Origin of the sequence: Pseudomonas nitroreducens, assembly GCF_024170165.1 — a bacterium.
Classification (GTDB): domain Bacteria; phylum Pseudomonadota; class Gammaproteobacteria; order Pseudomonadales; family Pseudomonadaceae; genus Pseudomonas; species Pseudomonas nitroreducens_C.
In genome coordinates, this window is the sequence record NZ_JALJXP010000008.1 from 302,211 (window position 1) to 313,898 (window position 11,688).

Sequence of the window (11,688 nt, forward strand, 5' to 3'; positions counted from 1 at the left end):
CCCACCGCCCAGACCCTCCCGTCCCATGCTTGCCCTTCTGCTCCAGACCTTCAGCATCACCGCCCCCGTCTTCGCCATGCTGTTCCTCGGAGTGTTGCTGCGCCGCGTAGGGGCGATCAATCCGGAATTCATCCAGACGGCGTCGGCGCTGGTGTTCAACGCCACCATGCCGGCGATGCTGTTCCTCGGTATCTACCACTCCGACCTGCATAGCGCGGCGCGTCCGGAAGTGCTGCTGTATTTCTGTGCAGCGACCCTGGTGGGCTTCCTGCTGGCCTGGGGCTGGGCGGCCTGGCGGGTGCCGCGCGAGGAGCGCGGCGTCTACGTGCAGGGTTCGTTCCGCGGCAACAACGGCATCATCGGTCTGGCGCTGGCCACCAGCCTCTATGGTGACCATGGCCTGGCGCTGGGCTCGGTCCTCGCCGCCCTGGTGATCCTCTGCTACAACACGCTGTCCTCGGTGGTGCTGGCGATCTACAGCCCGAGCATGAAGTCCGACCCGCTGAGCATCGCCCGCAACGTCATCTGCAATCCGCTGATCATCAGCGTGCTGGCGGCTCTGCCGTTCTCCTGGTTCGGCATCGGCCTGCCGAAGTGGCTGCTGACCTCCGCCGACTATTTTGCCCAGATGACCCTGCCGCTGGCGCTGGTGTGCATCGGCGGCACCCTGTCGCTGGCTTCGCTGCGCGAAAGCGGCGGGCTGGCGATCAGCGCGAGCCTGATGAAGATGGTCTGGCTGCCGCTGGTCTGCACCTTTACCGCCTGGTCGCTGGGCTTCCGTGGTGCCGAGCTGGGCGTGCTGTTCCTCTATTTCGCCAGCCCGACTGCGGCGGCCAGCTACGTCATGGCCCGCGCCGCCAATGGCAACCATGAGCTGGCGGCGTCGATCATCGTCATCACCACCCTGGTGGCGGCGCTGACCACTAACGTCGGCATCTTCGTCCTGCAGTGGGGCGGCTGGATGTGACTCGATGGAAGCCGAGAACCTTCCAATTGGTGTTGCGAAAATAGCTATTCAGTTTGTAGGAAATTTCTGAAAGATCGCCCAATGTCGCAACGCCGCGCGAACGTCGTTCCGCGCGTCGACAAGACCAGTTACATTTGGCTCCCCCCGCTATGCACGATCAAGGAATGTTCATGCAGCCCACGCGTCGGATGGTCCGTGCCGTCTGTTTTCTGTCAGCCAGTCTCCTGGCTGCGACGGTCGCTGCCGAGCCGAGCGCGGACCTTTCCAGCCCCACTGGCGGCTGGCGCTATTCTGGCCTGAACGATGACCCCAGCGTGCCCCGCGTGGCCTATCCCACGCCGCCCATCGATCGTGGTGGCGTCCGGGGTCGCAGCCTGATCGAAGGCCATCTGCGCGAAGTGGCCGGCGTTGACCGGGCCCAGCGGCTGGTGGTCAACGGCAGCCCCCTCCCTCTCTATACCGACGGTGAAGGCAAGTTCGTCCGTCCCTACAACTTCGGCGCCGGCAGCAACAGCGTCGAGGTGGCCAGCGCCGAGGGAAAGTCCCTCAAGCGCGTCCAGTTCTACGAAGCCAACGCCGGCCGCATTCCTCCGCGCATTCGCCTGGTGCTGGGCTGGAACGACCCCAAGGCCGAACTCGACCTGCATATCGTCACGCCCGACGGTCAGCATGCGTTCTGGGCCAATCCGCGGCTCAGCAACGGCGGCGGCCTCGACCCGGATGGCGTCGACGGCCCCGGTCCGGAGATGTTCACCATGGCTGCGCCGCTGCATGGCACTTACCTGGTCTACGTGAACTATTGGGGCAACTACAACGCCAGCCAGGGTTACAACTTCCAGGAAGGCAATCACGAGCAGGACGTGATCACCGCCGAGATCAACCTGGTGTTCAACGAAAATACCGTCAACGAGAAGCGCGAGACCTTCGTGGTGCCCATGCGCACCATCGGTGATCTGGTGCTGGTGAAGACCTTCAATTACTGAATTCGCCCCTCGCAGGGATGACACGGGACAAGCGATCCATGAGCGACAATACGCCCTCCAGCAGCCAAGACAGCACCCCCACGCCGACGCCGGAACAGGCCCCGCGCCGTGGTCCGCTGATCGCCATCGGCGCGCTTGCCGCCGCGCTGGTCGCCGGCGGCCTGGCGCTGGCCTTCGGCCTGATTCCCGCCTTCCACTCGGCGCCGGTGGGCACCCTGGAGGCGCCGGAAAGCCCGGATGTGGTCCGCGACCTCAAGCGCCCCGACGCGCTGATCGAGAGCGCCTCCCTGAGCCAGCTGCCCAAGGCCGTGCTGGAAGTGCCGCTGCTGCGCGACGTGCTCACCGAGGACTTCGTCTTCTATTACGAGAACAACGCTGACCGCCTGGGCCTGACCGGCACCCTGCGGCGCATCGTCTACGAGCACGACCTGACCCTGAAGGACAGTGTGATCGAGGAACTGCTCGACCAGCCGGCCCAGGTTGCCCTGTGGCGTGGCGCTGACGGCCGCCTGCGCGACTTCATGGTGGTGCTCAAGCGCGGCGGCCTGGCCAAGGTGCTGGAGCCGCTGGCCAAGGTCGCCGCCGATGACGCGCAGCTCAAGCAGGTCGCGGAAATCCAGGTGAAGGGCAGCGCCACGCCGGTCTACAGCCTGCGCTACGGGGCCGAGAAGACCCTGCTGTTCGTCTCCCGTGGCGACCAGATGCTGATCCTGTCGAACCCGAAGATGCTCTTCCCCAACCCGGATTACGACAACCTGGGTGAGCCCGATGCCGCTGTCGGCAAGGACCTGGGCACCGCGCTGGAAGGCGAGCCGCTGTTTGCCAAGGACTTCGCCCTGGAGCCACGCGGCGAGCTGAAGCAGCGCATCACCCTGGGCGCCGGCGTTCTCGCCATGGGCTACCAGCGCTTCATCCCGACCTTCGCCGGCGTGCGCTTCGAGCAGGGCCAGGACGGCTGGCACAGCTACCTGGCGCTCAACGAAGTCGCCCGCCAGCCAGACCTGGACTTCACCCCCGTCTGGCAGGCCATGCCCATGGGGGCCAGCGCCTGCGTCGCGCTGCCCGTCACGCCGGGCCTGTACGACAACATGCTGGTGAAGCTGGGCGCCGAGCAGAAGATGGCGGTGGCCTTCTCCGAGCACCTCTCCGGTGCCGCCGGCCTGTGCTGGTACCCGGACTCGCGCCTGCACTCGCCGCTGCTCGCGGTAAAGCTGGACGCCCCCGCCAGCCCGGAGCTGGATGAGCAGCTGGGCAAGCTCTTTGGCAGCATGATCGGCGCCTACGAGGCCAATGTGGAGGCTGGCGCCTTCGAGGTTGAAAGCCGTGCCGAGGGCGAAGGTCGCCTGTGGCAGCGTCAGGTCAGCTCGCGCTTCGGCCAGTACCCGGCCAGCGAGGCGGAGAATCCCGACCAGGTCAGCGGCAACGGCTTCTTCCGTGTCAGCCTGCTGCGTGATGGCAACACCCTGCTGTTCTCCATCGACGACAAGCTGCTCGACAAGGCCCGCAGTACCCTGGCCAAGCGTTACCCGCCGCTGGCCGACGTGCTGCCCAAGGACGCCCTGGTGCCCGCGTACCTCGCGCCCAAGACGCTGTCCGCACTGCTCCAGCGCGAGACCCTCGACAGCCTGCCGCAGGACGTCGAACCGGTGTTCCGCAACGCTGCCGACACGCTGCTCCTGCCACGCCTGAAGACCCTCGCCGGCAACGGTTCCTACGCCCTGACCCTGCCGGCCGGCAGCGAGCCCAGCGGTGAATGGAAGTGGCTGCCGCTGGACTGGAAGGCGCTGTGATCCGAAAGTCTTTAACGCTGCTGGCAGGCCTGCTCGTCGCCACCCTGGCGCACGCGGCGGAGCCGGCGCTGGATGCGCAACAGACCCAGGTGTTCCGCGCCTGGTTCGTGCGTATCGCCGAGGAGCAGCTGCGCCGTGGGCCGAACCCGCGCTGGTACCAGCAGGACTGCGCGGGCCTCGTGCGCTTCGCCGCCAACGAGGCGCTGAAGGTGCACGACGCCAAGTGGCTGCGTGCCAACGGCATGTCCAACCGCTACCTGCCGCCGGAGCTGGAACTGTCCGATGCGCAGCGCAATCTCGCGCAGACCTGGCAGCAGGGCGGCGGCAAGACCGGCCCCTACGTCAACGCGATCAAACTCATTCAATACAACAGCCAGCTCGTCGGCCGCGACCTCAACCAGGCGCGCCCCGGCGACCTGATGTTCTTCGACCAGGGCGATGACCAGCATCTGATGATCTGGATGGGCCGCGACATCGCTTATCACACCGGCACTCGTACGGCGACCGACAACGGCATGCGCTCGGTCAGCCTGCAACAACTCATGACATGGAAGGACACCCGATGGATACCCGACGAATCCAATCCCAACTTTATCGGCGTCTATCGCTTGTCCTTCCTGACCCGATGAACGCGCTGCGCGGCATGGCCGCCGCCCTGGCCTGCGCCGGTCTGTTCGCCGCCGCGCCCGCGCTCGTGCAGGCGGACGACGACGTCCCGGCGAGCAACTACACGCCCATGGCTGGCGAGTCGTTCTTCCTGCTCGCCGACTCAAGCTTCGCGTCCGACGAGGTGGCCAAGGTGCGCCTGGAAGCGCCGGGCCGCGACTACCGTCGCTACCGCATGGAGCCCTACGGCGGCGCGGACATCCGCGTCTACCGCATCGACCAGCCGCTGGACTTCCTCAAGCGCCAGAAGAACCTGCACCGCGTGCTGTCCGAGGGGCAGTTCAAGGGCGAGGGCCTGTCCAACACCCTGGCCTACCTGTGGGACAACTGGTACCGCAAGTCGCGTCGGGTGATGCAGCGGACCTTCTCCTACGAGTCGCGCCAGCAGGTCACCGAAGTGGTGCCCGAGCTGAAAATGGGCAATGCCATGCGCGCGCCGACACCCTATGACGCGCAGACTCAGTACGCGCCGATTCCCGGCCTGCCGATGGTCAGCCAGTTCCGCTACCCGCTGTGGGATGCCAAGCCCATCCAGCCGCCTAAGGAAGTCACCCTGGCCGGCTCCTCCAGCGAGTTCATCAACGTCGCCCCGGGCAACGTCTACGTACCGCTGGGCAAGCTGAAGCCGGGCCTGTACCTGGTCGAAGCGCTGGTCGGCAAATACCGCGCGACCACCGTGGTGTTCGTCTCCAACAGCGTCGCGGTGAGCAAGATCGCCGGCAGTGAACTGCTGGTGTGGACTGCGCGCAAGCATGAAGGCACGCCGGTCAGCGGCGCCAAGGTGCTGTGGACCGACGGCCTGGGCGTGATGAGCAGTGGTAGCAGCGATGCCGACGGCCTGCTGCGCCTGCAGCACGTCAGCCCCGAGCGCTCCTTCGTGATCGGCGAGGACGAGGAGGGCGGCGTCTTCGTCTCCGAGAACTTCTATTACGACAGCGAAATCTACGACACCAAGCTTTACGCCTTCACCGACCGCCCGCTGTACCGTCCGGGCGACTGGGTGTCGCTGAAGATCGTCGGCCGCGAGTTCAAGAACTCCCGCGAATCGCAGTCGCCGCAAAGCGCGCCGCTGCGCCTGTCGGTGATCGACGCGGCCGGCACCACGCTGCAGACCCTCGACCTCAAGTACGACGCCAAGAGCGGCACCAACGGCCGCTTCCAGCTGCCGGCCAACGCCGTTGCCGGCGGCTACGAGCTGCGCTTCGACTACCGCGACCAGACCTACAGCAGCGCCTTCCGCGTTGCCGAATACATCAAGCCGCACTTCGAGATTTCCCTCGACCTGGCCAAGCCGGACTTCAAGACCGGCGAACCGGTGAAGGGCAACCTGATCCTGCTCTACCCGGACGGCAAGCCGGTGGCCAACGCGCGCCTGGAGCTGAGCCTGCGCGCCCAGCAACTGTCCATGGTGGACAACGAACTGCAGTACCTCGGCCAGTTCCCCGTGGAGCTGACCAGCGCGCAGATCACCACCGACGACCAGGGCCGCGCGGCGCTGGACCTGCCGGCGGCGGAGAAACCCAGCCGCTACCTGCTCACTGTGTTCGCCAGCGATGGCGCCGCGTACCGGGTGAAGACCAGCAAGGAAATCCTCATCGAGCGTGGCGCCGCGCGTTATCGCGTGAGCGCGCCGCAGCGCTTCAGCGCTGCCGGTGACAAGGTCGAGTTCAGCTATGCCGCCGAACAGCAGACGCAGATCCAGCCGACCGCCTACCGCTGGTTGCGCCTGGAAGACCGCAGCAGCGGCGATGGTGCGGTGGAGGGCGGCAAGTTCGCCATCACCTTCGACAAGCCCGGCACCTACAGCGTCGAACTGCGCGACAAGGCCGGCCAGCTGCTCGGCGGCACCGGCCACTCGGTCAGCGGCGACGGCGTGAAGGCCGTGCCCGGCACCGTGGAAATCGTCCTCGACAAGGCCGAGTACCAGGCCGGTGAAGAAGCGCTGGCACTGATCACCTTCCCCGAACCGGTGGACGATGCGCTGCTGTCCCTGGAGCGCGACAAGGTCGAGGCCACCGCGCTGCTGTCCAGGGGCGGCGACTGGCTGAAGCTGGAGAAGCTCAACCCGACCCAGTACCGCGCGCGTATCCCGGTGAAGCCGGAGTTCTCGCCGAACCTGACCTTCTCCGTGCTCTACACCCGCAGCGGCGACTACAGCTTCCAGAACGCCGGCATCAAGGTTGCGGTGCCGCAGGTGGAAATCGCCGTCAGCACCGACAAGGAACGCTACGAGCCGGGCGAGACGGTCACCGTCAATCTCGATACCGCCTACGCCGGCAAGCCGGTCTCCAGCCACCTCACCGTCAGCGTGGTGGACGAGATGATCTACGCGCTGCAGCCGGAGATCGCCCCGGGCATCGACCAGTTCTTCTATCACCCGCGGCGCAACAATGTGCGCACCAGCGCCAGCCTCGCGTTCATCAGCTACGACGTCGCGCTGCCCGGTACGCCGAGTGCGCCCGGCCGCGCCAACCGCAGCGAGCGTGGCGTGAAGGTGCTGGAGCGCCCGCGCCGCGAGGAAGTCGACACCGCTGCCTGGGAACCGGAGCTGGTCACCGATGCCAACGGCAAGGCCCAGTTCAAGTTCCGCATGCCCGACTCCCTGACCCGCTGGCGTATTACCGCCCGCGCCATGGATGACCAGGGCCAGGTCGGCCAGAAGAAGCAGTTCATCCGTTCCGAAAAGCCGCTGTACCTGAAGTGGAGTGGCCCGAAACGCTTCCGCACAGGTGATGCGCCGGACCTCGGCCTGTTCGTCTTCAACCAGGGCGAGCAGGACACCAAGGCCGAGTTGCTGATCCGCGCCAACGGCGCAGAGAAGACCCAGGCGCTGGAGCTCAAGCGCGGCGTCAACTACATCGCCCTGCCGCAACAGCCGCTCAGCGATGGCGACTGGAGCGTCGAACTGCGCCAGGACGGCCAGGTGCGCGACAGTCTCGGCGTGCACTTCAGCCTGGCAGCCGACAGCTGGCAGGTGCTGCAGTCCAAGCCGCTGCGGGTCAACGCGCAGAACACCCCGCTGGAGCTGCCGGCGGATGCCCGCGACGTCACCCTACGGCTGGATGACAGCGCCCAGGCCCTGCTGCGTGGCAACCTCGACTCGCTGCTGGATTACCCCTGGGGTGGCGTCGAGCAGACTGCCAGCCAGCTGCTGCCGCTGAGCATCGCCTACCCGACCCTGGCCAACAGCGAGCCGCGTGTGCGTGATCGTCTGCGCCTGATCATGCAGACCAGCCGCCTGCGCCTGGTGCAGATGGCCGGCCCGGACGCCTACTTCACCTGGTGGGGCGGCGAAGACAACGATGCCTTCCTCACCGCGTACGCCTATTACGCCGACTGGTACGCCAGCCGCGCGCTGGAAATCCAGCTGCCGCCGGACCACTGGCAGCGCGTACTGGAGCTGTACTCCGCGCGCGCCAGTGCCACGCCGCTGCTGCAGCGTGCGCTGATCCTGGCCTTCGCCCGCGACATGCAGCTGCCGGTGCAGACCCTGGTCAGCGGCCTGCTCACCGACCTGGAGAATGCCGGCAACGGCGAGGCGGCGAAGTCGATCAACGACCTCGACAGCGAGGACAGCCTGGTCATGGGCGACCCGGACTCCGAGCTGGGCCTGGCCGCTGCCCGTGTGCTGGCGGCCAGCCTGGCCGAGCAGAACAAGGTCGCGCTGCCGGCCGGCTTCGCCAAGCAACTGGATGGCGCACGCCTGAAACTGAACACCAGCGAGCAGCCGTTCGCCCGCGCGGTTCAGCTGTACAGCGGCCCGGCGGACGCCAGCCGCGCCCGCTCGTTGCTGCAGAGCCTCGCACCGCAGCAATCCACCATCGAGCGCGCCCTGGCCCTGGCCTGGATGCAGCGTGCCGTGGCCGCCACTCCTGCAGCCGAACTGCCGCAGCCGGTGGCCGACTGGAAGGAAAGCCGCAGCACCACTGGCGACGCGTTCTGGAAGTGGCAGGGCAAGGAGGCTCCGGCCCAGCTTGACCTCAGCGCCGCGCCGTCGCGCATGCTCAACGCCTCGATCTCCTTCCGCAGCGCGCAGGCTCCGGCCAGCCAGCTGCCGGTGACCATCAAGCGGCGTCTGCTGCGCCTGGTACCGGGCGACGAAGCCTTCGCCTTCAAGGCCGAGGAACTGGGCAGCAAGCCGCTGTCCAGCGACGAGCTGTACCTGGACGAAGTGACCCTGACCACCGAGCAGGCCCAAGCCCTGCGCTACGGCATGCTGGAGGTGCCGCTGCCGCCGGGCGCGGACGTCGAGCGCACCACCTGGGGCCTGCAGATCAGCGGCCTGGGCGGTGTCGAAGCGACCAGCCTGGAGCGGGCACGCAACGAGCCGGGCGACCTGTTCTACGGCGTGCCGGTGGACACCCTGGGCGGAGAACTGCGCTTCCGCCACCTGGTGCGCTTCTCGCAGAAGGGCGAGTTCGTCCTGCCGCCGGCGCGCTACCAGCGCCTCTATGCGCCGCAGGAGCAGGCGCTGGAGCAGAAGCCGGCCCTGGCGAAGATCAAGGTTCAGTAACCGATGCGTGCGCGTCTGGCCGGGCTGATCCTGCTGTTGCCGCTGAGCGCCCTCGCGGCGCCCGGCGCGCAGGAGCAGGCGCAGCTGGCCTGGCGCACGGCGCAGGGCGACGAACTGCTACGGCTCGGGTCGCAGCAGGTGCTCGGTCGCCAGCCGCTGCCGGCTGACCTGCGCGCACCGCTGGGCAGCCTGTGGAAACTGTTCGTCTACGCCTGGCTCAACGATACCGGCCAGCAGGAGCCGGCCTATCAGTGCCGTGGCGAGAGCAGGGAAGAGGTCTATTGCTGTTTGGCCGGGCAGAGCATCGAGCGCGACGCCGCGCTGGTGAAGTCCTGTGGCCTGTACTTCCAGCCGCAGAGACTGGGCATCGAAGGTTCTGTCTGGCAGCAATACTGGCAGGCGCGCCATGCGCCGGCGTGGATTGCCCAATTGGACAAGCTGGCGCCGCAGACCGAAGTGCCGGTCGCCGAACTGCTCGATCAACTGCAGCACCTGCCGGCGCAGGAGCAGGCGCGCAAGGTGCTGCTGGATGTCAGCCTTGCTGCCGACGAAGGTCGTGCACCCGCTGCGCTGGGTGGGCGCCTGCGGGTGAAGACCTGGAGCTGGGAGAAGGGCGGTCAGCGCGAGGGAGGCTTCGCTGGTTGGCTGGTCGACGGCACGCCGCTCTGGGCGCGCGGACCGGGCACCAGCAAGACGCTGCTGGCCAAGTACGGTAATGCCATCGGCGCGGCGCTGCCGGCACCGTGGCCGAGCGATCCTGGGCGTTGCGTCGAGGTCGGACTGTTCAGCCGCTATCCGCTGAAAGAGGTCTATGACGAACGTAACCAACCGGCTGCCGAAGGCCTGCTGCAAGGCCGACAGAGCGTGATGTTCGTCAACGGCGTTCGACTGGACGTGAACAGCAGCGGCGACCTCTTCCTCGAGCGCGGTGCGCAGGGGCCGCGTCTCACCGCGCGTCTGTCCCGCGAGGAATATGTCGCCCGCGTGCTCGATCGCGAGGCTTCCGCCACGCCGCCGGAAGCGGCCAAGGCGCTGGCGGTGACCATCCGCACTTATCTGTTGCAGAACGGCGCCCCGCGCGGCGACTGCCTGAGCATCGACGACAGCAGCCAGCGCCAGCGCGTGGCGCCGCGCCCGGCGAGCGAGGCGGCGCGTGGTATCGCCGCCTGGACCGCCGATCTGGTGCTGGCGGGCGGTACCATCACCTACCACTCGGACGAAGCGGGGCAGTCGAAACTTTCCTGGCGCGATGCCCGGGAGCAGGCCGCCAAGGGCCTGCGCTATGACGCAATCCTTGCGCGCGCCTTCCCGCGTACCAGCCTCAGCCGCTGGAGCAACCCGATTGCTGCCTGCCAGCCGCTGCCCGAGGCCGAGCGCTGGCTGAAGGCGCAGCGCCGCGACTGGCGCCCGCGCCTGGAAACCGAGGCGGGCTATGAGGAGCTGCAGTCGTTCGCCGTGTGCCGCCTGAGCAGTGGCCGGCCCTACGTCGACCGCGAACGCCAGCGCATCTACGTGCGTGGCCTGTACTCCCAGCAGGACCGCCTCGACCTGGCTCATGAATACCTGCACCTGGCCTTCCAGGCGCACCCCAATGGACAAGACGAGGGCTATGTGGAAAGCCTGGCCCGTCGCCTGATACTGGAATGATCAGCATGAAACTCGCCCACGTGCTCCGCCTGTCCCTGCTCGCCAGCCTGATCCCGCTGGGCGCACAGGCCGCCGAATCGCCGATCAGCCTGGATACCCCGCTGGGCGGCTGGCGCTCGGGCGACGGCGACAAGGCCGACTTCCGGCAGACGGTGAACTACCCGGCGTCATCGGTGAACTCGCGGGAGGACCAGTCCGATACGGCGCGCATCCGTGGCGAGATTCGCGGCTTGCCCAAGGACAGCAAGGAGCCGGCGCGCCTGGTGGTCAACGGTGTGGCCATGCCGATGCGGGTCGAAGGCGACGGCAGGTTCGACCGTCCCTTCGCCTTCCCGGCGGGCTCCAACAGCGTCGAAGTGATCAGCCCGGATGGCCAGCAGCACAAGCGCGTGCAGTTCTACCATGGTGGCGGCGGCGGTGAAGTAGCGGCCAAGTTGCGGGTATTGCTGTCGTGGGACTCGGACAACACCGACCTCGACCTGCACCTGGTGACGCCCGATGGCGGGCACGTCTGGTACGGCAACCGCTCGCTGCCCAACGGCGCGGCCCAGGACGTTGACGTGACCACCGGCTACGGCCCGGAAATCATCGCCAGCCCGACCCCGCTCAAGGGCCAGTACCTGGTCTACGTGAACTACTACGGCGGTGGCTGGAGTTCGGATGAGAGCTCGGGCGATGTGAATGCGGCCAAGCCGCTGACCACGGCGCAGGTGACCATCGTCACGGAAGAGGGGACGGTGAACGAGAAGCAGGAGTCGTTCCTGATCCCGATGCGGCAGCCGGGGGAGCTGACGCTGGTGAAGCGGTTCAGTTACCCGTAAGGCCAGGAACGCTTTCGTAGGAGCGGACTCTGTCCGCGATGGTCTACGGCGCGAGGCGAATCGTTCGCGTACAAGGTCCGCTCCTACAGGATCACGCCACGCCCTACGTGCTGCATTGGGTTGGGGCTTTTGCGCCGCTTCGGCGTGCGCGCGGACTCTGTGTTTCGCCCCCTCGGGCGACCTACTTTGGCAAACGACCCAAAGTAGGCAAAGGTCTCGCCCCGGTACGACTCACCCACATAGGTGACAGTTTTGTTCAGGCACATGGGTAACAGTTTCTAACCTGCAGGGGTCACCTCAC

7 protein-coding genes are annotated in these 11,688 nt (G+C 67.0%); all 7 read left to right on the forward strand.

All coding sequences use genetic code 11. The features are described from left to right. Window positions 1-25: 25 nt before the first annotated feature. The 7 genes from J2T47_RS18275 (at window position 26) to J2T47_RS18305 (ending at window position 11,387) form a co-directional block, all read left to right on the forward strand. Window positions 26-967, forward strand: a complete 942-nt coding sequence (locus J2T47_RS18275; protein ID WP_253449643.1) for an AEC family transporter — start codon at window positions 26-28, stop codon at window positions 965-967. Window positions 968-1,155: 188 nt separating this feature from the next. Next, window positions 1,156-1,950 carry a YfaP family protein gene (locus J2T47_RS18280; RefSeq protein WP_253449715.1) on the forward strand — a complete coding sequence of 265 codons (795 nt, stop codon included), beginning with the start codon at window positions 1,156-1,158 and terminating at the stop codon, window positions 1,948-1,950. A 38-nt stretch (window positions 1,951-1,988) separates the two neighbouring features. Next, the gene (locus J2T47_RS18285; RefSeq protein WP_253449646.1) at window positions 1,989-3,740 is read left to right on the forward strand and encodes a DUF2138 domain-containing protein; all 1,752 of its coding nucleotides are present in this window, start codon (window positions 1,989-1,991) and stop codon (window positions 3,738-3,740) included. After that, the gene (locus tag J2T47_RS18290) at window positions 3,704-4,369 is read left to right on the forward strand and encodes a DUF1175 domain-containing protein (RefSeq protein ID WP_253449649.1); all 666 of its coding nucleotides are present in this window, start codon (window positions 3,704-3,706) and stop codon (window positions 4,367-4,369) included. The genes J2T47_RS18285 and J2T47_RS18290 overlap by 37 nt, the downstream gene beginning before the upstream one ends. Window positions 4,370-4,383: 14 nt before the next feature. Then, on the forward strand, window positions 4,384-8,919 hold the full coding sequence (locus J2T47_RS18295; RefSeq protein WP_437180993.1) for an alpha-2-macroglobulin family protein: 4,536 nt from the start codon (window positions 4,384-4,386) through the stop codon (window positions 8,917-8,919). Window positions 8,920-8,922: 3 nt separating this feature from the next. After that, window positions 8,923-10,566: a DUF2300 domain-containing protein gene (locus J2T47_RS18300; protein WP_253449656.1), complete on the forward strand. Its 1,644-nt coding sequence runs from the start codon at window positions 8,923-8,925 to the stop codon at window positions 10,564-10,566. A gap of 5 nt (window positions 10,567-10,571) precedes the next feature. Then, window positions 10,572-11,387, forward strand: a complete 816-nt coding sequence (locus J2T47_RS18305; protein ID WP_253449659.1) for a YfaP family protein — start codon at window positions 10,572-10,574, stop codon at window positions 11,385-11,387. Window positions 11,388-11,688: the final 301 nt, after the last annotated feature.

Bases quoted from the DNA above. Each gene is read 5' to 3' on its own strand.
- J2T47_RS18300 (WP_253449656.1), top strand. From the start codon at position 8,923: ATGCGTGCGCGTCTGGCCGGGCTGATCCTGCTGTTGCCGCTGAGCGCC.
- J2T47_RS18295 (WP_437180993.1), top strand. From the start codon at position 4,384: ATGGCCGCCGCCCTGGCCTGCGCCGGTCTGTTCGCCGCCGCGCCCGCG.
- J2T47_RS18275 (WP_253449643.1), top strand. From the start codon at position 26: ATGCTTGCCCTTCTGCTCCAGACCTTCAGCATCACCGCCCCCGTCTTC.
- J2T47_RS18305 (WP_253449659.1), top strand. From the start codon at position 10,572: ATGAAACTCGCCCACGTGCTCCGCCTGTCCCTGCTCGCCAGCCTGATC.
- J2T47_RS18280 (WP_253449715.1), top strand. From the start codon at position 1,156: ATGGTCCGTGCCGTCTGTTTTCTGTCAGCCAGTCTCCTGGCTGCGACG.
- J2T47_RS18285 (WP_253449646.1), top strand. From the start codon at position 1,989: ATGAGCGACAATACGCCCTCCAGCAGCCAAGACAGCACCCCCACGCCG.
- J2T47_RS18290 (WP_253449649.1), top strand. From the start codon at position 3,704: ATGGAAGTGGCTGCCGCTGGACTGGAAGGCGCTGTGATCCGAAAGTCT.